This is a genomic window from Paractinoplanes rhizophilus (assembly GCF_042664765.1).
Lineage (GTDB): Bacteria > Actinomycetota > Actinomycetes > Mycobacteriales > Micromonosporaceae > Actinoplanes > Actinoplanes rhizophilus.
Genome location: NZ_JBHTBJ010000005.1, coordinates 26054 through 47619, shown reverse-complemented (window position 1 = coordinate 47619; position 21566 = coordinate 26054). Strand labels below are relative to the sequence as shown.

The window sequence follows — 21566 nt, the reverse complement described above, 5'->3', positions numbered from 1 at the left end:
GGGACGGCAACGTTCGCTAAACACCGGCGTTGCGCTGGTCGGCGGTACCGTAAGATGCTGCTTCAACGTTTCAAGGGAGGATTTTCGTGCTGAACGGCAGGACGCCGTCCGTGAAGGACGTGGCCGCGGCCGCCGGCGTCTCGCTCGGCACCGTCTCCAATGTGATGAATCGGCCCGAGGTGGTCAGCGCCCGCACCCGCGAGCGGGTCGAGCGGGCCATGGCCGACCTCGGCTTCGTGCGCAACGAGTCGGCCCGGCAGCTGCGCGCCGGTACGAGCCGCACCCTGGCGTACGTGATGCTCGACGGCACCAACCCGTTCTTCCACGACGTCGCCCAGGGCATCGAGCTCGCCGCCGAGGACGCCGACCTGTCGCTGTTCATCTGCAACAGCAACAGCCGCCGCGAGCGCGAGGAGGCGCACCTCGACCGGCTCCTCCAGCAGCGGGTCCAGGGCATCCTGATCACCCCGGTCAACCCGGACGCGCCGCACCTCGACGACCTGGCCCGGCGGGGCGTGCCGCTGGTGATCGTCGACCGCCGGCGCGTCGACGAGAGTTGCTGCTCCGTCGCCGTCGACGACGTGCACGGCGGCCGGATCGCCATCGAGCATCTGGTCGAGCAGGGGCACACCCGGGTGGCGGTGATCGGCGGGCCGGAATCGCTCGGCCAGGTGCGCGAGCGCCGGCAGGGCGCCCGCGAGGTGTGGGAGGAACTCGGCCTGCCCGCCGACGACCTGGTCCACCTGCCGACCGAGGCGATGACCGTCGCGGAAGGACGGTCGGCGGGCGAGCGGCTGGCCGGGCTGCCGGCCCGGCGGCGGCCGACCGCGGCGTTCTGTGCCAACGACCTGCTCGCCCTCGGCCTGCTCCAGCAGGGCACCGGCGCCGGGCTGCGGGTTCCCGACGACCTGGCGATCGTGGGCTTCGACGACATCGAGTTCGCCGCGGCCGCGGCCGTGCCGCTGACGTCGGTGCGCCAGCCACGGCAGGAGCTTGGTCGCGCGGCCGCGCAGCTGGTGCTGGACGAGGCGACCAACCCGTTGCACGAGCACCAGCAGCTGTTCTTCACGCCCGAGCTGGTGGCCCGGGCCTCGACCCGGCGCTCTTGACCTGGGCGGGAGCGGCCCGTAATCTGCCTGGAAGCGTCTGAAACGTTTCATGGAGTGATGGGCCCACGATGACCAACCCCGCAGTGCGTGAGCTTCTGGAGCGCAGCAACCGGCTCGGCGCCGATCCGCGCAACACCAACTACGCCGGGGGCAACACCTCGGCCAAGGGCAGCGAGACCGACCCGGTCACCGGCGAGCCGGCCGAGCTGGTCTGGGTCAAGGGCTCGGGCGGCGACCTCGGCACGCTCACCGAGCAGGGCCTGGCCATCCTGCGGCTCGACCGGCTGCGGGCGCTCGCCGGCGTCTATCCCGGCGTCGAGCGCGAGGACGAGATGGTCGCGGCCTTCGACTACTGCCTGCACGGCCGGGGTGGCGCGGCGCCGAGCATCGACACCGCCATGCACGGGCTGGTCGACGTCGCGCACGTCGACCACCTGCACCCCGACTCCGGCATCGCGATCGCCACCGCCGCCGACGGCCCCGCGCTCACCAAGGAGATCTTCGGCGACCGGGTGCTCTGGGTGCCGTGGCGCCGGCCCGGCTTCCAGCTCGGCCTCGACATCGCCGCCGTCCAGCGGGCCAACCCCCAGGCGATCGGCGTGATCCTCGGCGGGCACGGGATCACCGCGTGGGGCGCGACCAGCGCGGAGTGCGAGGCGAACTCGCTCGAGATCATCCGCCGTGCCAGGGAGTATCTGGCCGCGCACGGCCGGCCGGCTCCGTTCGGGGCGGCCGTGCACACCTCCTTGCCGGTGGCGGAGCGGCGGGTCCGGGCGGCCGCGCTGTTCCCGGTCCTGCGCGGGCTGGCGTCGACCGACCGGCCAGTGGTGGGGCACTACACGGATTCCGGCGTCGTGCTCGACTTCGTCAGCAGTGAGCGGCTGCCCGAGCTGGCGGAGAGAGGCACCTCCTGCCCCGACCACTTCCTGCGCACCAAGGTGAAGCCGCTGGTCGTCGACACCGCGCCGGGCGCGCCGCTCGACGAGGTGGTGGCCCGGGTCAAGGAGCTGCACGAGGCGTACCGCGCGGACTACCGCGGCTACTACGAGCGGCACGCGACCGCCGACTCCCCGGCGATGCGCGGCGCCGACCCGGCGATTGTGCTGGTGCCCGGGGTCGGCATGTTCTCGTTCGGCGCCACCAAGCAGACCGCGCGGGTGGCCGGCGAGTTCTACGTCAACGCCATCAACGTGATGCGCGGGGCCGAGGCGGTGTCGGCGTACGCGCCGATCGGCGAGAGCGAGAAGTTCCGCATCGAGTATTGGGCGCTGGAGGAGGCGAAGCTCCGGCGGATGCCGAAGCCGAAGCCGCTCGCCACCCGGGTCGCGTACGTGACCGGCGCCGGGTCGGGCATCGGGCGGGCGATCGCGCGGCGGCTCGCCGCCGAGGGCGCCTGCGTGATCGTGGCCGACCGCGACTTCGAGGCGGCGCGGGGCGTCGCCGGCGAGATCGGCGGCGCCGACGTGGCGATCGCCGTGCGGGCCGACGTGACCAGCGCGGCGGCGGTCGTCGCGTCGCTGCGGGACGCGGTGCTCGCGTTCGGCGGGGTCGACCTGGTGGTCAACAACGCCGGGCTGTCCATCTCGAAGCCGCTGCTCGACACCACCGAGGCCGACTGGGACCTGCAGCACGACGTGATGGCCAAGGGCTCGTTCCTGGTGTCCCGCGAGGCGGCCCGGGTCATGATCCGGCAGGGCATGGGCGGCGACATCGTCTACATCAGCAGCAAGAACTCGATCGTCGCCGGGCCGGACAACGTAGCGTACGGCGCGACCAAGGCCGACCAGGCGCACCAGGTGCGGTTGCTGGCGGCGGAGCTCGGCGCCCACGGCGTACGCGTCAATGGCATCAACCCCGACGGCGTCGTGCGTGGCTCGGGGATCTTCGCCGGCGGCTGGGGCGCGCAGCGCGCCGCCGTGTATGGCGTGCCGGAGGAGAAGCTGGGCGCGTACTACGCGCAGCGCACGCTGCTGAAACGTGAGGTGCTGCCCGAGCACGTGGCGAACGCGGTCTTCGCGCTGACCGGCGGCGACCTCACCCACACGACCGGCCTGCACATCCCGGTCGACGCGGGTGTCCCGGCGGCCTTCCTCAGATGACTCGGCCGGCGAGGAAGGCGTTCGCCGCGGTCGATCTCGGCGCGTCCAGCGGGCGGGTGATGGTCGGCCGGGCCGGCGGCGGCGACGTGTCGCTCACCGAGGTGCACCGCTTCGCCAACGACCCGGTCCGGGTGGGCGGGACGCTGCACTGGGACATCCTGGCGCTGTATCGCGGGGTGCTCGACGGACTGCGGGCGGCGGGGCCGGTCGACGGCATCGGGATCGACTCGTGGGCGGTCGACTATGGACTGCTCGACGCGTCGGGGGCGCTGCTCGGCAACCCGGTGCACTACCGGGACGGGCGGACCGACGGGGTGCCCGCGCGGGTGGCGGAAGTCGTCCCGGACGAGCGGCTCTACGCGATCACCGGGTTGCAGAAGCAGCCGTTCAACACGGCCTATCAGCTGGTGTCGGCGCTCGGGACGCCGCAGTTCGAGGTGGCTCAGCAGATGTTGCTGATCCCCGACCTGCTGGCGTACTGGCTGACCGGGGAGTTGGGCGCGGAGTACACGAACGCGTCGACGACCGAGCTGCTCGATGTCCGTACGCGTGCTTGGTCGTTGCCGTTGATCTCGGATCTGGGGTTGCGCCCGTCGCTGTTCCCGCCGTTGCGGCAGCCGGGGAGCCGGATCGGCCTCTTCGGCGAGACTCCGGTGGTGGCGGTCGGGTCTCATGACACCGCCTCCGCGGTGGTGGGGGTGCCCGCGACCGGGCCGGGCTTCACCTACATCTCGTGCGGGACCTGGTCGTTGGTGGGGCTGGAGCTGTCCGCGCCGGTGCTGAGCGAGGAGTCCCGGCTGGCGAACTTCAGCAATGAGGGTGGGGTCGACGGGACGATCCGGTATCTGCGGAATGTGATGGGACTGTGGCCGCTGCAGGAGTGCATGCGCGAATGGTCGCTATCGGATATTTCGGGTTTGCTGGCTTCGGCGGGACGTGAGCCCGCGTTGCGGCACGTCGTCGATCTCGATCTGCCGGTGTTTCTGCCGCCGGGAGACATGGTCGGGCGGGTCGCGTCGGCCGCGGGGCTGCCCCGGGATGCGTCGCCGGCGGTGATGGCGCGGTGCATTGTGGACAGTCTGGCGCTGGCGCACCGGCGGGCGGTCGAGCAGGCGCAGGCCCTGGCCGGACGGGCCGTCGACGCGGTGCACATCGTGGGCGGGGGAGCCCGGAACTCCCTGCTCTGCCAGCTGACCGCGGATGCGTGCGGGCTGCCGGTGCTGGCCGGGCCGGTCGAGGCGACAGCGCTCGGCAACGTGCTGGTGCAGGCGCGCGCGGCGGGAGCGATCGAGGGAGACCTGGCGGCGCTGCGGCGAGTTTTGCGGGAGACTCAGCAGATCGTTCGGTATTCGCCCGGCGGGGATCGCGCGACCTGGCGGGCGGCGGCCGAGCGGATCGCTTGACTCTCCCCGCGGGGAAGGCGGAAGGGAGGCGCTGGACGATGCGGATAGCGCTGTTCGCCACGTGCCTGGCCGACACCATGTTCCCGGCCGCGGCCAAGGCGACCGTGCTGCTCCTGGAGCGGCTCGGCCACGAGGTCGTGTTCCCGCCGGAGCAGACGTGCTGCGGTCAGATGCACATCAACACGGGCTATCAGAAGGACGCCTTGGCGCTGGTCCGGCGGCATGTGCGGACCTTCGAGCCGTACGACGTCGTGGTCGCTCCCTCCGGCAGCTGCGTGGGGTCGGTGCGACACCAGCACGCCATGGTCGCGGCCGGCGACCGCGGCCTGGCGGCGCGCGCCACCTCGGTCGCATCACGGACGTACGAGCTGTCCGAACTGCTGATCGACGTGCTGGGCGTCGAGGACGTGGGCGCGTACTTCCCGCATCGGGTGACCTATCACCCGACGTGCCACTCGCTGCGCGTGCTGCGCGTGGGCGACAAGCCGCTGCGGTTGCTGCGCCACGTGCGCGGGCTCGACCTGGTGGAGCTGCCGGCCGCCGAGCAGTGCTGCGGCTTCGGGGGCACGTTCAGCGTGAAGAACGCGGACACGTCGACCGCGATGCTGGCCGACAAGATGCGGCACGTGCTCGACACGGGCGCCGACGTCTGTACGGCCGGGGACGCGTCCTGCCTCATGCACATCGGGGGCGGCCTGTCCCGGCTGCGCACCGGGGTGCGCACAGTGCACCTGGCCGAGATCCTCGCATCCACGGAGGCGTCGTCATGACCTTTCTCGGCATGCCGGCCCGCGCCCCGCGCGGCGTCGGACATCTGCGCGGGGACCAGCCGTTCCCGGTGGCCGCGCGGGAGGCGCTGGCGAATTCGCAGCTGCGGCGCAACCTTCAGCACGCGACCACGACCATCCGCGGCAAATCCGGCCGGGTGATCGCGGAGCTGCCGGATTGGCAGGAGCTGCGGGCGGCCGGGTCGGCGCTCAAGGCCTACACGATGGCGCACCTCCCCGAGCTGCTGGAGCAGCTCGAAGAGAACGTGACCGCCGCCGGCGGGGTCGTGCATTGGGCGGCCGACGCCAACGAGGCCAACCGGATCGTCACCGACCTGGTCCGGCAGACCGGCGAGCGGCGGGTCATCAAGGTCAAGTCGATGGCCACCCAGGAGATCGGGCTCAACGAGGCGCTCGAGGCCGCCGGGATCACCCCGGTCGAGACCGACCTGGCCGAGCTGATCGTGCAGCTCGGCGACGACAAGCCCAGCCACATCCTGGTGCCGGCCATCCACCGCAACCGCTCGGAGATCCGCGAGATCTTCCTGAACGCGATGCCGGGCGTCGACCCCGGGCTGACCGACGAGCCGCCGGAGCTGGCCGGCGCCGCCCGGAAATATCTGCGCGAGACCTTTCTGCACACCCGGGTGGCGATCTCGGGGGCGAACTTCGCGATCGCCGACACCGGGACGCTGGCCGTCGTCGAGTCGGAGGGGAACGGCCGGATGTGCCTCACCCTGCCCGACACGCTGATCACCGTGATGGGCATCGAGAAGCTGGTGCCGACGTGGCCGGACCTCGAGGTGTTCCTGCAGTTGCTGCCGCGGGCGTCGACCGGCGAGCGGATGAACCCGTACACGTCGATGTGGCGCGGGGTGACTCCCGGCGACGGGCCGCAGAGCTTCCACCTGGTGCTGCTCGACAACGGCCGCAGCGCGGTGCTGGCCGACGAGGTGGGGCGGCAGGCGCTGCATTGCATCCGGTGCTCGGCCTGCCTCAACGTCTGCCCGGTCTACGAGCGGACCGGCGGCCACGCGTACGGATCGGTGTATCCGGGCCCGATCGGCGCGGTGCTGTCGCCGCAGCTCACCGGGGTGGCCGACAATCCGACCCTGCCGTACGCGTCGTCGCTGTGCGGGGCCTGTTTCGACGCCTGCCCGGTCAAGATCGACATTCCGTCGATCCTGGTGCACCTGCGGAACCAGGCGCCGCATCCACGCTCGGAGGCGGCGGCGATGGCGGCCGCGGCGTACATGATGGACCGTCCCAAGCTGTACGCCCGCGCGCAGCGCGCGGCCAAGTTCGCCCGGATCGCGGGGCGCAAGGGGCGCGGGCTGCCGCCGCCGCTGAACGGCTGGTCGGCCAGCCGGGATCTGCCGGACCCGCCCGAGCATACGTTCCGGGATTGGTGGCGGTCGCGGTGAGCTCGAAAGACGTGATTCTCGGCCGGATCCGATCGGCGCTCGGCTCGGGCGTCGAGGCCGCGCCGGTTCCGCGCGACTACCGCCGGGGCGAGGCCAAGGTCGACCTCGACCTGCTGGTCGAGCGCCTCGTCGACTACAAGGCGGTGGTGCATCGGTCGTCTTCCATCAGATCGACCATCGCGGACATTTTGCCTTCCGGGACCGTGGTGGTGCCTCCGGGGCTTTCCCCGGACTGGCTGCCCGAGGGTCTCGAGGTCGTCGTCGACGACGGGCTGGCCGCCTCCCGGATCGCGGCGGCCGACGGCGTGGTGACCGCGGCGGCGGTGGCGATCGTGGAGACCGGGACGATCGTGCTGGACGGCTCGGCCGACCAGGGGCGGCGGATCATCTCGCTCCTGCCCGACCTGCACATCTGCGTGCTGCGGCCGGCGCAGGTCGTCGCGTCGGTGCCCGAGGCGGTGGCCCGGCTCGACCCCACGCGCCCGCTCACCTGGATCAGCGGGCCGTCGGCGACCAGCGACATCGAGCTCAGCCGGGTCGAGGGGGTGCACGGGCCACGCAATCTGCACGTCGTCCTCCTGGAGTCCCCGGGATCCGCGCCGGCCGGCGGCGATACAGTGCTGCGGTGACCTCTCCAGTGCCGATGCCACCGTCCGATCACGAGCGTGAGCGGGCCGCCGAGCTCCTTCAGCGCGCCTGCGGCGACGGCCGGCTGACGCTCGAGGAGTTCAGCGCGCGCGTCGGCGCGGTGTGGGCGGCCGGGAGCACGCAGGAGATCGAGCGGGCCACCGCCGGGCTGGCGCCGACGCCGGTCGTCGGGTCGGCGCAGACGGTCGACAGCGTGCTGACCATCTTCAGCGAGACCAAGCGGCGCGGGCGGTGGCGTCTCAAGTCGCCGCGGGTGTGGCTGCGCACGTTCTTCGGGTCGACCGAGCTCGACCTGCGCGAGGTGATCACCAGTCAGAGCACCATCGAGATCGCCGGGCTGTGCCTGTTCGGGCAGGTCACGGTGATCGTGCCCGAGGGGGTCGAGGTCGACCTGACCGGTGCGGTGGTGTTCAGCAACCACAGCCTGCACCTGGCGCCGGTGCCGCGGGTGCCGGGCACGCCGGAGGTACGCGTCGACATCGCCACCTGGTTCGGTCAGGTGCAGGTGGTCAGCAAGCCGTACTCATTGACCGATTGAGACCCAGACCTCGTCGAGCGCGCCCTGGAACTGGTCGTTGTTGTGGAACGACCCCTTGCCGCCGACGCTGAGCGGGATGCGGTTGCGCACCGACAGCCCGGCCGGGACGGTGACGCCGCCGCGGCGGGCGCCGTCCACCAGGATCGCCAGATCGGTGCCCGACCGCCGGCATTCGAGCTGGTGCCAGCGGCCGTCGGCCACGCTCACCGAGCTGAGCGCCAGGTGGATCGTGGGCTCATCGTCGTCGACCAGCACGCAGCTGGGGCGGCCCTCGGCGCCGTCGATCTGCAGCTTGTACTGGCTGTTGGCCGCCGAGTAGCCCTTCTGCACGACGTTCTCGCCCTTGGTGGTCTCGTCGGCGGCCAGCCGCACCGAGGCGCCCCACCGGATCGGCCGCCGTCCGGGGTTGAGATCGTCGGCCGGCACGGCACGTAGTGCGATCCGCGGGCACGGCTCGTCGTGGCAGGGCTCCGGGAACAGCAGGGCCCGGCCGTCGCCGCGGGCGACCGTGGCGTACGAGCCGCCGTGCCGGCTCACCGGGGTCAGGTCGTGCCCGTGCCCGGTGGCGTCGGCGAGCGGCGCCTGGCCGTCGAAGTTGTAGAAGACCACGTAGTCCGGGCGCGTCGACGCCCGCGCGGACGGCCCGATGACGCCGGCGAACGCCAGCGCCACCGCGAAGAGGATCGCGCGCCGCATCAGCCGAAGGACGCGAAGCGCCTCTGGGACCGCCCGCCGATCGTGGTGAAGGTACGCACGCCCGGCTAACGCTCGTTCCCCGCGGAAGGATGCGAGTTCGACGCCGGGCTCGCAGTTTCCTCAACCGGACGGCAATCGGACCGATAGACGGTTTCGTGTGGCGGCGTAGGGGTTCAGGGCGAGGGGCGCGGTCGGGATCGCGCCTCTTCGCCACCTACGCCGTGGCCAGCCTCCTGCCGGTGGGCGCGCTCGGCGTGCTGCTGCTCCGCAGCGCGCACGACGACGCCACCAAGCAGGGCCAGGCCCAGGGCAAGGCGCAGGCCGCGGTCATCGCCGAGATGGCGATCGCGCCGGCCCTCGACGACGCCGACCTGAGCCGGGGCATCACCGCCGGCCAGCGGGACAGCCTGGCCAAGGCCACCGACCTCGCGCTGTACCACGGCTCGGTGCTGCGGATGCGGTTGCGCAACTTCAACGGTCAGGTGATCTTCTCGGACGACGGCTCCACCTCCGGTGGGGTGCCGGTCGGCGACGCGGCCTTCCGGTCGGCCTCGCTCGGGCAGGCCGCGGCCACCCTGGTCGGGGACGAGGCCGCGCCCGGCGGGCAGACCATCCGGGTGCTGCAGCCCATCTTCGCGCGGGCGTCCGGCGAGGCCATCGGGGTGCTGGAGCTCTATCTTCCGTACGACAAGATCGCCGCACGCCTGCACGGGCAGATGGTCGTCACCTATCGGCGGCTCGGCATCGGCCTGGGCCTGCTCTACCTGGCCACCGCCCTGATCTCCTGGTCGACCACCCGCTCGCTGCGCCGGTACGCCGCGCGGCAGGAGCACGAGGCGCTGCACGACGGGCTCACCGGCCTGCCCAACCGCGAGGCGTTCCGGCAGCGGGCGAACTCGGCGCTGACCGCCCGCCTCGGCGGGGCCGTGGTGGTCGTCGACCTCAACCGGTTCAAGGAGGTCAACGACACGCTCGGGCACCACGCCGGCGACGACCTGCTGCGGGTGATCTCCGACCGGCTGCGGGCCTCGATGCGCGCCGAGGACACCGCGGCACGGCTGGGTGGCGACGAGTTCGCGCTGATCCTGCCGGGGCTGGACGGGCCCGCGGTGCTGGGGTTGCTGGAGCGGGTGCGGGCGTCGCTGACCCGCGAGGTGGTGCTCGACGGCGTGCCGCTGACCATCGAGGCGAGCTTCGGCGTGGCGCTCTACCCCGACCACGGCGAGGACGTCGAGAAGCTGCTGCGGCACGCGGACGCGGCCATGTACCAGGGCAAGCGCGGCACGGCCGACATCGTCGTGTACGCCGGCGAGCGGGCCGCCCACCCGACCCAGTGGCTGGTCGTGCAGGCCGAGCTGCGGCACGCGCTGGAACGCGACGAGCTGGTGCTGTACTACCAGCCCAAGGTGCGGCTGGCCGACGGCGTGGTGTGCGGGGTGGAGGCGCTCGTGCGCTGGCAGCACCCGACGCGCGGCCTGGTGCCGCCGTCGGATTTCCTGCCGGCCGCCGAGCAGTCGGGACTGATCGAGCCGCTCACCGCCTGGGTGCTGCGCCGCGCGCTCGCCGATCAGGTGGCGTGGACCGAGGCCGGCCGCGACTGGACGGTGTCGGTGAACGTGTCGGTCCGCAACCTGGAGTCGCCGGGGTTCGCGGCTGGGGTCGCGGCGCTGCTGGCGGAGACCGCGGTGGCGCCGTCCCGGCTCACTTTGGAGATCACCGAGACCGCCGTGGTCGACGACATGGCCTCCGCCCTGCAGGCGTTGCGGGCGCTGGCCGAGATCGGGGTCGGCATCTCGGTGGACGACTTCGGCACCGGTTACACCAGCCTGGGCCGGCTGCGCGGGGTGCCGCTGACCGAGATCAAGATCGATCGGAGCTTCGTGGACCCGGTGCTGTCGCAGCCGCAGAACCAGGCGATCGTGCGCGCGGTGATCGCGCTCGCGCACGGCCTGGGCTGCCGGGTCACCGCCGAGGGCGTGGAGACGGGCGACGTGGCCGCGTGGGTCATGGCGGCCGGATGCGACGAGGCGCAGGGATATCTCTACTCGAAACCAGTGCCCTGGACTCAGGTGCCGATGATGGAGGCAATTCGGTGAAGAAGGTTCTCTCCGCTCTCGCTACGGTTGCCCTCCTGGCCGGCTGCGCGTCGACTCCCGAAGCCGAGGCCGCCGCGGTCGACGACAGCCTGCGGTTCGACCAGACGCTGCACGACAAGCTCCCGGCGGCGGTGCGGAACACCGGGACCATCCGCTTCGTCACCGACGCGAGCTACCCGCCGATGGAACAGTTCGCGCCGGACGGCCGTACGATCGTGGGCTTTGAACCTGATCTTGCCGACGCCCTCGGCCGGGTGCTCGGCGTGAAGATCCAGATGGTCACCGGAGCCTTCCAGACGGCGCTGGACAGGGTCGCCGACGGCACCTACGACGGTGTGATGTCGGCCATGACCGACACCGCGGACCGCGAGAAGAAGGCCGACTTCGTCAACTACTTCTCGGCCGGCACCTCGATCATCGTGCAGCGCGGCAACCCGGCCGCGATCGCCGAGCTCACCAACCTGTGCGGTCAGGTCATCGCGACCGAGCAGGGCACCGTGCAGGCCGACCTGCTGCACCGGTCGCAGAGCGGCTGCGGCGACCGGCCGATGAAGATCAACGAATACAAGACCAACGCCGACGCGCTGCTCCAGCTGCGCACCGGGCGAGCGGTGGCGGTGCTCAACGACTACCCGGCGGCGGCCTATCTGGCATCCGACAGCCGCACCAGCAACTACTACGAGCTCGCGTCGGCCGCGCAGTACGAGCCCGGGCTGATCGGCATCCCGATCGCGAAGGGAAACACCGAGCTCCGGGACGCGGTCAAGGCCGCGCTCGACCAGGTGATCTCGTCGGGCGTCTACGCCGACCTGCTGACCCGGTGGGGCCTGACGAACGGCGCGGTCAAGTCGGCCGTGGTGAATGGCGCTGTCTGACTACACGCTTGTGTAGTAGGCTACACATGTGAGTAGCCCCGAGGATCTGACGGCACGAGCGCGCATCCGCGACGCGGCGATCGAGCTGTTCGCCGACCGCGGCGTCGACGGCGCCACGATCCGCGACATCGCGCAGAAGGCGGGCGTCTCGTCCGGGCTGTTGCGGCACCATTTCGGCTCCAAGGAGGGCCTCCGCGACGCCTGCGACGAGCACGTGCTGCACGAGCTCACCGCGCTGGGCAACCGCTTCATCGAGTTCCAGGTCGTCGACCGCATCACGCCCGACACGCTGCGCATGCAGCGCTACATGACGCGCTCGGTGCTGGACGGGTCACCCGCCGGGCAGGCCCTGTTCGACCGGCTGATCGAGTACGGCGAGCGCTGGTTCGTCACCACCGACTTCAAGGTGGCGGACCCGAGGGCGTTCGTCGCGGTCCTCGCGGTGATGAAGATGTCCATGCTCACATCCCGTGACCAGCTGTCGCGCGTGCTCGGCGTCGACACCGGCGAGCCGGAGGGCTGGGCGCGGGTGCTGCGCGCCTCCCTCGAGATCTTCTCCACTCCGCTGGTCACCCACGAGCAGGCCGATCTCGCGCGGACCGCGCTGGACGGCCTTTTCCCCTCCGAGGAGTAGTCATGGCCGAGGCAATCGATGCCGAGGGACTGATCAAGCGGTTCGGCAAGGTCACCGCCCTGGACGGGCTCGACCTGCGCGTCCGGACCGGCGAGGTGCACGGCTTCCTGGGGCCCAACGGGGCCGGCAAGACCACGACCATCCGCATCCTGCTGGGTCTGATGCGCCACGACGGCGGCAAGGTCAGCCTGCTCGGCGGCGACCCGTGGGCGTCGGCCACCGAGCTGCACCGCCGCCTGGCGTACGTGCCGGGCGACGTCACGCTGTGGCCCAACCTGACCGGCGGCGAGGTGATCGACCTGCTCGGCCGGCTGCGCGGCGGGCTCGACCCGTCCCGCCGGGCCGAGCTGCTGGAGCGGTTCGAGCTCGACCCGCGCAAGAAGGGCCGCACCTACTCCAAGGGCAACCGGCAGAAGGTGGCGCTGGTCGCGGCGCTCGCGTCCGACGTGGAGCTGTTGATCCTCGACGAACCGACCAGCGGCCTCGACCCGCTGATGGAGGAGGTCTTCCGCCAGGTGATCCTCCAGGAGAAGGCGCGGGGCGACCGCACCGTGCTGCTGTCCAGCCACATCCTGGCCGAGGTCGAGGCGCTCTGCGACCGCCTCACGATCATTCGCGACGGCCGGGCGGTCGAGACCGGCACCCTCGCGGAGTTGCGGCACCTCACGCGTACGTCGATCCAGGCCGAGCTGGTCGGGGCGCCGGACGGCCTCGCCACCCTGCCCGGCGTGCACGACTTCCGCACCGACAACGGCAAGATCCGCTTCGACGTGGACACCGACGCCCTGGAGCCGGCGCTGCAGTCGCTGGTCAAGGTCGGGGTGCGCAGCCTGGTCAGCCAGCCGCCGTCCCTCGAGGAGCTGTTCCTCCGGCAGTACCAGCGGGGTTCGCGATGACCGGGGTCGGCCGGCTGATCCGGCTCGTGCTGCGGCGTGACCGCTTCCTGCTGCCGATCTGGGTGCTCATCTTCGGGGTGCTGCCGGCCGGCTATTACGCATCGTTCGAGGGCCTGTTCCCGACCGATGCCGAGCGGATCCAGTACGCGACGGTGAGCGCCGACAACGCCGGGTTCGTCGCTCTTTACGGGCTCCTGCACGGCGACTCGTTCGCCGCGCTGGCCAACTGGCGGGCGGGCTTCGTGCCCGTGATGATCGGGCTGGTCGCCTTGCTCACGGTGATCCGCCATACGCGTACGGATGAGGAGGCCGGCCGCGCCGAGCTGGTCGGCTCCACCGTCGTCGGACGCCATGCCGTGCTGGCCGCCGCGCTGCTGGTGACCTGCGGGGCCTCGGCTCTTCTCGGCCTGATCACGTTTGCCTCGATGGCCGGGCGGACCTCCGATGTGGCCGGCTCGCTGGCGTTCGGGGCCGAGTTCGCGCTCAGCGGCATTCTCTTCGCCACCATCGCGGCCATCACCGCCCAGCTCACCAGCGGCGCCCGGGCGGCCCGGTCCATCGCGATCGTGGCGCTGGGCGCCTCCTACGCGCTGCGGGTCGGCGGCGACACCTCGTCGCTGGGCGACGGCAGCCTGTCGTGGCTTTCCTGGATCTCGCCGCTCGGCTGGGTGACCCGGATCTTCCCGTACGGCCCGCTGAATTGGTGGCCGGTCCTGTTGTCGGTGCTGCTCAGCGCGGTCGCCGTGGCGGTCGCGGTCGTCCTGCGCGGCCGGCGCGACCTCGGCGACGGCCTCTTCCCGGCGCGCCTGGGCCGGGCCACGGCGGCCGCCTCGCTGCGCACCCCGCTGGCGCTGGCCTGGCGCCTGCACCGCGGACTCCTGATCGGCTGGACGCTCGGACTGGCCCTGCTCGGCCTGATCTTCGGCGGGGTGGGCGGCAGCGTCCTCGACATCGCCCAGGACAACAAGGGCCTGTCCGAGATCTTCACCCGCCTCGGCGGCTCGTCGCAGCTGGTCGACAGCTACTTCGCCGGCACCGCCGGGATCGTCGGGCTGATCGCCGCCTGCTACGGCGTGCAGGCCACCCTGCGGTTGCGCGACGAGGAGGCGACCGGCCACGCCGAGGCCGTGCTGGCCACGTCGGTGTCGCGCTACGCGTGGGCGGGCAGCCACCTGCTGTTCTCCCTGCTGGGCCCCGCGCTGGCCCTGTTCGCCGAGGGCTTGGTGGCCGGCCTGACCTACAGCCCCGGCGACTTCGGCGGCATCCTGGCCGGCACGATGCTGCAGCTGCCCGCGGTCTGGGTGCTGGCCGGCCTGACGGTGCTGGTCTTCGGCCTGCTGCCGCGCTGGTCGCTGGTGGCGTGGGCGGCGCCCGCGGCTTGCCTGCTGATCCTGTTGGTGGGGGAGACGTTGCAGCTCAACCAGTGGTTGCTGGACATCTCCCCGTTCACGCACACGCCGCGCCTGCCGGGCGGCACCATCTCGGCGACACCGATGGTCACGCTGCTCGCGGTCGCGGTGGTGTTCGGCGCGCTGGGGATCGCGGGCCTGCGCCGCCGCAACATCCCCGACTGAGTCGCCGTCGGCCGGGCTCGCGCGGCCCGGCCGACCAGGCGATAAGTGCTCGCGCTCCGGTCGCGTCGAACTCGACCCGGAAGTGAGTGGACGAGCCATCCGGCCCGGCGTGCGGCGACAGGGGGCCGGACAGGTCAGCTTGCTCGGCCCGTCCTCGGCGTAATCCGTGCCGCCGCGGCCGGTGAGGTAGCGCAGCGTGACGCCGGGAAGCCCACTCAGGAGAGTGCGGGCGCGGGGGTCTGCCAAAGGGCGCTCACCGGGATGGCCCGGAGTCTGTCTCCGAACGGCAGGGTGGACGTTCCCGTGTACAGGACGATGCCGGCGATGAAGTCGTCGCCGAGGCGATCAGCCAGGCGGCGTAGGCCACGGAAGTCGGCCGGTCCGACGGCCGAGGCGGCTTTGACTTCGATGCCGACCACCTGGCCGGCCCGGTTCTCGAGGACGGCGTCGACCTCGAACTTGCTGTGATCGCGATAGTGGGATAGGTCGGCTTGCTGCTGTGACCAGGTGAGCTGGCGGCACAGTTCGGACAGCACGAACGACTCGAGCAGCGGACCGAACGGCGCGCCGGGCCGGATCAGGGCCCGGGCGTTGGTGGCGGTCTCGTTCGCGGCGATACCGGAGTCGACGAAAATGAGCTTGGGTGTGGCGGTGGCGCGCGTGCCGAGATTGCGGGACCAACCGGGTATGCGTTTGACCAGGAAGATTTCTTCCAGGGCCTGCAGATAGCGAGTGACCGTGGGACGACTCAGGCCGAGCGCGGACTCCAGCGAGTTGGCCGCGATGATGGTCGCCGACCGTGCCGCGAGCAGGCGGACCAGGGTGCGTAGCTGGCCCTTACGCTGGATGTCGGCCACCTGCTGGACGTCGCGATCGATGAGCGCCTGGACGTACGCGTCGAGGAAGCGCTCACGACGGCGAGGGTCCGCACGCGCGGCGGCTTCGGGAAGGCCACCGCGGACGATCCGGCTGGCGTAGTCGGCGCGAGTGACGGTTGACTCATGGCGCAGGTCGGGACCGAGGGTGAAAACGGCGTCGATGAAGCCATCCGGTTGGCCGTCGAGCTCGCCCTGGGAGAATGGCCAGAGCTCGACCGTTTCCATCCGGCCCGGCAGCGCGTCGGGAGCGGCAACCAAGCCGAACAGCCGCGAGGATCCGGTGAGCAGATACCGGCCGGGACGGGGATCCTCGTCGACGGCGGCCTTGATGGCGAGCAGCAGTCCGGGCACTCGCTGGATCTCGTCGATGGCCAGCAAGCCGGTCGAGTCGACGAAGCCGACCGGGTCGGCGAGGGCGGCAGCCCGGTCCTGTGCTCGATCCAGATCGCGGCGTTCGGCGAGACGGTCGCCGGCAACGACGCGGACGAGGGTGCTCTTGCCGCATTGGCGAGCCCCGGTTACCAGTACGACACGGGTGTCCGCCAGTGCGGCGTCAAGCTGAGCAGCGGCACGGCGAGGGATCAGTGGCGACGTGGACACACGTCATGATAACCATCGGTGTTCGATTTGCGACGGCTTGGCTTTCGATTTGCGACGCTTGGACTTTCGATATGCGGCACCGCGGCTTTCGGTTTGCGGCGATCCAGGCGACGCAGCGCCGACGCGTTCTAGGCGTCGAGCTCGGCGGCGCGGGACCGGAGGGCTCGGCGCTCGATCTCGGACGGCGCCGCTTCAGCGGCCGTGCGGAACAGCTCGGCCGCCCGGGCCGGGTCGCCGGCGCGGGCGACCAGATCCGCCTCGACCGCGATCGCCGCGGCGTAGTCGTCCAGGACGCCGCCGGAGCGGGCCTCCGCCAGCAGCGCCAGACCCGTCCGCGGGCCGAAGGCGTAGCCGTGCGCCACCGCGCGGTTCAGGGCCACCACCGGCGTCGGCTGGATGCGGGCCAGCTCGTCGTACCAACCGGCGATCGCACCCCAGTCGGTGTCGGCGAAATCGTGGGCGGTGGCGTGGCAGGCGGCTATCCGGGCCTGTACTCCGTAGGGGCCCTCGACCGGCGTGCGCATCAGGATCGCCACGCCCTCGGCTATCGCCGGGCTGTCCCAGCGGGACCGGTCCTGCTTCTCCAGGGTCACCAGGTCGCCGGCGGCGTCGCGGCGGGCGTCGCGCCTCGAGTGCTGCAGGATCAACAGCGCCAGCAGCGACGCGACCTCGGGCGACGACGGCATCAATCGGGCCAGCAAGCGAGCCAGGCGGATCGCCTCGGACGCGAACGCGGGCTCGCCGTCGGCGTCGTACCCCCGGGTGAAGAGCAGGTAGAGGACGGCCAGGACCCCCGGCAGGCGCTCGGCGAGCGCCGGGCCGGTCGGCACGCGGTACGGGATGCGGGCGTCCGCGATCTTCGACTTGGCCCTGGTGATGCGCCTCGTCATGGTCGACTCGGTGACCATGAAGGCGCGGGCGATGTCGGTGGTCGGCACGCCGGCGATGGTGCGCAGGGTCAGGGCCACGCGGGCCTCCAGCGACAGCGCGGGATGGCAGCACGTGAAGATCAGCCGAAGGCGGTCGTCCTCGATCTCGAACGACGGCGATGCCGGGTCCCAGAGCATGGCGACCTCCTGGAGTTTCCGCTTCTCCACGGTGGCGCGGCGGAGCACGTCGATCGCGCGGTTGCGGGCGGTGGTCAGCAACCAGCCGCCCGGGTTCGCGGGCACCCCGTCGCGCGGCCAGCGTTCGAGGGCGGCCGCCATCGCCTCCTGGGCGCAGTCCTCGGCGAGGGTCCAGTCGCCGGTCACCCTGATCAGCGAGGCGACGATCCGCGCGTAGGAGTCCCAGCCGGCGTTGACGGCCGCTTCGACACTCATTCAGCGGTCCGCGTAGGGCCGGATCTCGAGGCGGCCGGTGTACGCCATCGGGTGCGCCCGGGCCACCGCGATCGCCTCGTCGAGGTCGGCGCACTCGAGGATGTCGAAGCCCACGATGACCTCCTTGGTCTCGGCGAACGGGCCGTCGCTGAGCAGCACCTCGCCACCGCGTACCCGGACGGTCGTGGCCGCGGACGGCGGGGCCAGCACGTTGCCGGTCACCCGGCGGCCGTTCGCGTCGTTCTCGGCCACCCAGACGTCGATGTCGGGCACGCGGGACTCGTCGGTCTCCGGCTCGGTGTCGCTGCAGACGAACATCATGTACTTCATTTCGATCTCCTCTGGTCGGTCCTTCACCAGGGTGACGAACGGCCGGACCGGATCCGGACACCCGGCTCAGAAATTAACCGGCGTGATCACCCGGATCGCCGCGGGGATCGCCCGGATCGGCCCGCTGAGCAGGCCCTGCGCCCGCAGGATCGTAAGGCAGGCGTGCCGCACATCGGCTCGCAGATCCGGATGCAGCACCGCGGAGAGCCGGCGGGCGCGCAGCAACTCGGCGTTGGCGGCGTCGAAGCCGTGCGCCACGAACACGTCATAGTTGCGGCCCTCATGAGCGAACTCCCCGATCACCGCGGTGGCGCCGCCGGCGGGAGCGTAGATCGCCCGCACCGTGGAGGCGGGGCTGTCGACCAGGCGTCGGTGGGGTGCGCGGGCCGCCATCTCGGCGCGGAAGCCGGCGGCCCGATCGGCGGCGCCGAGGTCGTGATCCCCGGGGACGAGCAGGACGTCGCCGGCGCGGTCGGCGAGCCATTGCTCGACCAGATAGGCCGCGGTCGCGCCGGCGTCGGGGTGCGAGATTCCGGCGTACGCGATGCGCTTGCTCTCCGGAAGATCCACGCCCAGGGTGACCACCGGCAGGCCGATCCGCCCCACCGCCTCGGTGATCTCGGGGGTGTCCGGCGCGGTGAGGATCACGCCCTGCGACCGGGAGCGGGCGATGCGCTCGAGCGCGGGCACGATCTCCGGTTCGTCGAGGTGGAACCGTGGCTTGATCAGGGCCGGGAGCAGATCCGGCAGTTCGGCCGCGAAGGCCTGCCGCAGCGCCACGCCGAAGCGGGCGGAACCCGAAACCACGACATCGACGCGTACGGCGGGGCCGGCCGACCTCGCCTGGGCCTGCTGCCGGTCGAGGGCCGCGATGGCCTGGTGCACCTCGCGGGCGGTGCTCTCCCGAACCCCGCCGCGGGCGTGCAGCACCCGGTCGACGGTGGCCTCGCTGAGGCCGGCCTGACGGGCGATCTCGCGGATCCGGTAGGGGTGCGGCACGCGTACAGGATGAGGGGTTTTTGACGGTTTATGGAAGGACCTTGATATTTGTCAAGCCCTTAGCGTGACGTCGCGCGGGTCTCGAGATCGTCCACCAGGGTGACGATGCGCCGGTATTCGGTCTGGATCGACGCGAGGTAGAGGTGGCGCTGGGTGGCCGGCATGTCGGGGTTGTCGAGAAGCTGGTCGAGGCCCTCGCCGAGCTCCGCGAGCGGCGCCCGCAGGTCCGCGGTGACCTTGGTGATCTCGGCGGCGATCTGCTGTGCCAGCTCCTCGGCCTGCTTGACGAGCACGGTCTCGGATTGGACGGTCTCGGGCTGGACGGTCTCGGGGTGGGGAGCGGCGACGTGGTCGGCGGCCGGCGCCGAGGACGCGTAGCGATCGATCGCGGTGTTGATGGCGTTGCCGAGCTCGGCGACCTCGGGCGGGCTGGTCACGACGGGCAGCCGCGCGGCCGGGTCGTCGGGGGTCACCGCCTTGGCGCCCTCGGCCAGCTTGAGCAGCGGCCGCAGCACGAGGCCGCCGACCACCCAGGTCCCGGCCGCGGCGACCACGGCGGCAAGCAGCACAATGAGGTCAATCATCCTGACATTTCCGGAATGGCGCTTCTCGACGTCGCGCAGGTCGATCAAGATCTGGAGCTGGACCCCGGTCTTGAGCGTCTCGGCCCACGAACGCCAGTGTGACCCGTCCTCGGCGGTCACGGTGGAATAGCCGTCTTTTACCGGGACCGAGAATTTGATCGAGGAACCGGCCTCGGCGCGCACCTCGGCGCCGCGCACGAGGCGTACGGCATAGGTCCCGTCGGTCGGCAGCGAGCCGGATTTCACCGCGGCCGCGCGCACCACCGCCGCTCGCGCGGCGAGCGCGTTGTCCACGTCCTTGAGGTCGTGGCGGTCGGCGTACAGCACAACGGCCAGCCCGGCGAGCGCCACCACGAGAGCGACAACGGCGGTGATGGCGAGCGTGAGCTGCACGCGGATGGTTCTGGGCCGAAAAACCCGAGGTAGCGCCTCTGGCACGTCCCTACCCTGCCAGTCGAATCACATGGGGCGGCTAAGAATCCCAGTCTCTTGGTAACCTGTAAAGGCCCGGTCGAGAGGCGCTGCAACGGGTTGCCCCATTTGATCAAATCTGGGAAACCCGCCACGCTCGACTGCGAGGCTTGCTGACTGCAAGGGCGCCTCCTGATGAGGGAGGAGCCCTCTTCATGTCAGAAAAGTACCAGGTCGTGAACGGCCTGCAGTTCGCCGTCGCCGATCTCTCGCTGGCCGAGGCCGGCCGCCATCAGCTGCGTCTGGCCGAGCACGAGATGCCCGGCCTGATGTCCCTCCGCAAGGAGTACGCCGATTCGCAGCCGCTCAAGGGCGCCCGCATCGCCGGCTCGCTGCACATGACGGTGCAGACCGCCGTGCTGATCGAGACGCTGATCGCGCTGGGCGCGCAGGTCCGCTGGGTCTCCTGCAACATCTTCTCGACCCAGGACGAGGCGGCCGCCTCGGTCGTCGTCGGCCCCACCGGCACCGTCGACGCCCCGGCCGGCGTCCCGGTCTTCGCCTGGAAGGGCGAGACGCTGGAGGAATACTGGTGGGCGACGATGAACCTGTTCGACTTCGGCAACGGCCTGGGTCCGAACATGATCCTCGACGACGGCGGTGACGCCACCCTGCTGGTGCACAAGGGCGTCGAGTTCGAGGCGGCCGGCGCGGTCCCGCAGGCGACCGAGGACGACAGCCACGAGTACTCGATCATCCTGGACACCCTCCGCGAGTCGCTGGCCGGCGACAAGCAGCGGTTCACCCGGATCGCGGCCGACATCCGCGGCGTCACCGAGGAGACCACCACCGGCGTGGCCCGGCTGTACAAGCTGGCCAAGGAGGGCACGCTGCTCTTCCCGGCGATCAACGTCAACGACTCGGTCACCAAGAGCAAGTTCGACAACAAGTACGGCATCCGGCACTCGCTCGTCGACGGCCTCAACCGGGCCACCGACGTCATGCTCGGCGGCAAGCTCGCGGTCGTCTGCGGCTACGGCGACGTCGGCAAGGGCGCGGCCGAGACGCTGCGGGGCCAGGGCGCCCGGGTGATCGTCACCGAGATCGACCCGATCTGCGCGCTGCAGGCCGCCATGGACGGCATGCAGGTGGCCCAGCTCGAGGACGTCGTCGGCGAGGCCGACATCTTCATCACCACCACCGGCGGCACCGACATCATCCGGGTCGAGCACCTGCGGGCGATGAAGCACAACGCGATCGTCGGCAACGTCGGGCACTTCGACGACGAGATCGACATGGCCGGCCTGGCCCGCGTCCCGGGCATCGAGAAGGTCGAGATCAAGCCGCAGGTGCACGAGTGGCGCTTCCCGGACGGCCACTCCGTGATCGTGCTCTCCGAGGGCCGGCTGATGAACCTGGGCAACGCCACCGGGCACCCCAGCTTCGTCATGTCCAACTCCTTCACCAACCAGGTCATGGCCCAGATCGAGCTCTGGACCAAGCCCGGTGAGTACGAGCTGCAGGTCTACGTGCTGCCCAAGCACCTCGACGAGAAGGTCGCCCGGCTGCACCTCGACGCCCTCGGCGTGCGCCTCACGTCGCTCACCAAGAAGCAGGCCGAGTACCTCGGCGTGGACGTGAACGGGCCGTACAAGCCCGAGCACTACCGCTACTGAGATGTTT

19 protein-coding genes are annotated in these 21566 nt (G+C 71.2%); 13 read left to right on the top strand and 6 right to left on the bottom strand.

Going from position 1 to position 21566, the window contains the following annotated elements; all coding sequences use genetic code 11:
• Window positions 1-86 precede the first annotated feature (86 nt).
• The 7 genes from ACFQS1_RS09315 (at window position 87) to ACFQS1_RS09285 (ending at window position 7988) form a co-directional block, all read left to right on the top strand.
• Window positions 87-1109: a LacI family DNA-binding transcriptional regulator gene (locus ACFQS1_RS09315; protein WP_378965836.1), complete on the top strand. Its 1023-nt coding sequence runs from the start codon at window positions 87-89 to the stop codon at window positions 1107-1109.
• Between the two features lie 68 nt (window positions 1110-1177).
• Window positions 1178-3208: a bifunctional aldolase/short-chain dehydrogenase gene (locus tag ACFQS1_RS09310; protein WP_378965835.1), complete on the top strand. Its 2031-nt coding sequence runs from the start codon at window positions 1178-1180 to the stop codon at window positions 3206-3208.
• Entirely contained in the window at window positions 3205-4611 is a 1407-nt protein-coding gene (locus tag ACFQS1_RS09305; protein WP_378965834.1) for a rhamnulokinase, read from the top strand. Before ACFQS1_RS09310 ends, ACFQS1_RS09305 begins: the two co-directional genes overlap by 4 nt.
• Before the next feature lie 38 nt (window positions 4612-4649).
• Window positions 4650-5381: a (Fe-S)-binding protein gene (locus ACFQS1_RS09300; protein WP_378965833.1), complete on the top strand. Its 732-nt coding sequence runs from the start codon at window positions 4650-4652 to the stop codon at window positions 5379-5381.
• Complete coding sequence (locus ACFQS1_RS09295; protein ID WP_378965831.1) at window positions 5378-6802, top strand: lactate utilization protein B; 1425 nt, start codon at window positions 5378-5380, stop codon at window positions 6800-6802. Before ACFQS1_RS09300 ends, ACFQS1_RS09295 begins: the two co-directional genes overlap by 4 nt.
• Window positions 6799-7431, top strand: a complete 633-nt coding sequence (locus ACFQS1_RS09290; RefSeq protein ID WP_378965829.1) for a LutC/YkgG family protein — start codon at window positions 6799-6801, stop codon at window positions 7429-7431. Before ACFQS1_RS09295 ends, ACFQS1_RS09290 begins: the two co-directional genes overlap by 4 nt.
• Window positions 7428-7988 (top strand): DUF1707 SHOCT-like domain-containing protein, encoded by a 561-nt coding sequence (locus tag ACFQS1_RS09285; protein WP_378965828.1) that lies wholly within the window; start codon window positions 7428-7430, stop codon window positions 7986-7988. The genes ACFQS1_RS09290 and ACFQS1_RS09285 overlap by 4 nt, the downstream gene beginning before the upstream one ends.
• Here ACFQS1_RS09285 and ACFQS1_RS09280 read toward each other — a convergent pair.
• A complete protein-coding gene (locus tag ACFQS1_RS09280) occupies window positions 7974-8684 on the bottom strand; it encodes a LamG-like jellyroll fold domain-containing protein (protein WP_378965826.1) in 711 nt (236 codons plus the stop codon). The genes ACFQS1_RS09285 and ACFQS1_RS09280 overlap by 15 nt on opposite strands.
• Window positions 8685-8905: 221 nt before the next feature.
• Here ACFQS1_RS09280 and ACFQS1_RS09275 point away from each other — a divergent pair, with 221 nt between their 5' ends.
• Genes ACFQS1_RS09275 through ACFQS1_RS09255 form a run of 5 tightly spaced genes read left to right on the top strand, consistent with a single transcriptional unit; the run spans window position 8906 to window position 14759 of the window.
• Window positions 8906-10780, top strand: coding sequence for a putative bifunctional diguanylate cyclase/phosphodiesterase (locus ACFQS1_RS09275; protein ID WP_378965825.1), 1875 nt, complete (start codon window positions 8906-8908; stop codon window positions 10778-10780).
• On the top strand, window positions 10777-11655 hold the full coding sequence (locus tag ACFQS1_RS09270) for an ABC transporter substrate-binding protein (RefSeq protein WP_378965823.1): 879 nt from the start codon (window positions 10777-10779) through the stop codon (window positions 11653-11655). The genes ACFQS1_RS09275 and ACFQS1_RS09270 overlap by 4 nt, the downstream gene beginning before the upstream one ends.
• 28 nt (window positions 11656-11683) lie before the next feature.
• A complete protein-coding gene (locus ACFQS1_RS09265) occupies window positions 11684-12289 on the top strand; it encodes a TetR/AcrR family transcriptional regulator (RefSeq protein WP_378965822.1) in 606 nt (201 codons plus the stop codon).
• Window positions 12290-12291: 2 nt separating this feature from the next.
• A complete protein-coding gene (locus ACFQS1_RS09260; RefSeq protein ID WP_378965820.1) occupies window positions 12292-13185 on the top strand; it encodes an ABC transporter ATP-binding protein in 894 nt (297 codons plus the stop codon).
• Window positions 13182-14759 carry an ABC transporter permease gene (locus tag ACFQS1_RS09255; RefSeq protein ID WP_378965819.1) on the top strand — a complete coding sequence of 526 codons (1578 nt, stop codon included), beginning with the start codon at window positions 13182-13184 and terminating at the stop codon, window positions 14757-14759. Before ACFQS1_RS09260 ends, ACFQS1_RS09255 begins: the two co-directional genes overlap by 4 nt.
• A 215-nt stretch (window positions 14760-14974) precedes the next feature.
• Here the strand turns inward: ACFQS1_RS09255 and ACFQS1_RS09250 are convergent, their stop codons facing one another.
• From ACFQS1_RS09250 to ACFQS1_RS09230, 5 genes are all read right to left on the bottom strand, one after another.
• Entirely contained in the window at window positions 14975-16237 is a 1263-nt protein-coding gene (locus tag ACFQS1_RS09250; protein ID WP_378965818.1) for an ATP-binding protein, read from the bottom strand.
• 128 nt (window positions 16238-16365) lie between these two features.
• On the bottom strand, window positions 16366-17559 hold the full coding sequence (locus tag ACFQS1_RS09245) for an RNA polymerase sigma factor (RefSeq protein WP_378965817.1): 1194 nt from the start codon (window positions 17557-17559) through the stop codon (window positions 16366-16368).
• Window positions 17560-17889 (bottom strand): YciI family protein, encoded by a 330-nt coding sequence (locus ACFQS1_RS09240; RefSeq protein ID WP_378965816.1) that lies wholly within the window; start codon window positions 17887-17889, stop codon window positions 17560-17562.
• Between the two features lie 66 nt (window positions 17890-17955).
• Window positions 17956-18888: a LacI family DNA-binding transcriptional regulator gene (locus ACFQS1_RS09235; protein ID WP_378965815.1), complete on the bottom strand. Its 933-nt coding sequence runs from the start codon at window positions 18886-18888 to the stop codon at window positions 17956-17958.
• A 59-nt stretch (window positions 18889-18947) separates the two neighbouring features.
• Entirely contained in the window at window positions 18948-19865 is a 918-nt protein-coding gene (locus tag ACFQS1_RS09230; protein WP_378965814.1) for a HAMP domain-containing protein, read from the bottom strand.
• 191 nt (window positions 19866-20056) lie between these two features.
• Here ACFQS1_RS09230 and ahcY point away from each other — a divergent pair, with 191 nt between their 5' ends.
• Entirely contained in the window at window positions 20057-21559 is a 1503-nt protein-coding gene (ahcY, locus tag ACFQS1_RS09225) for an adenosylhomocysteinase (RefSeq protein ID WP_465263203.1), read from the top strand.
• Window positions 21560-21566 lie beyond the last annotated feature (7 nt).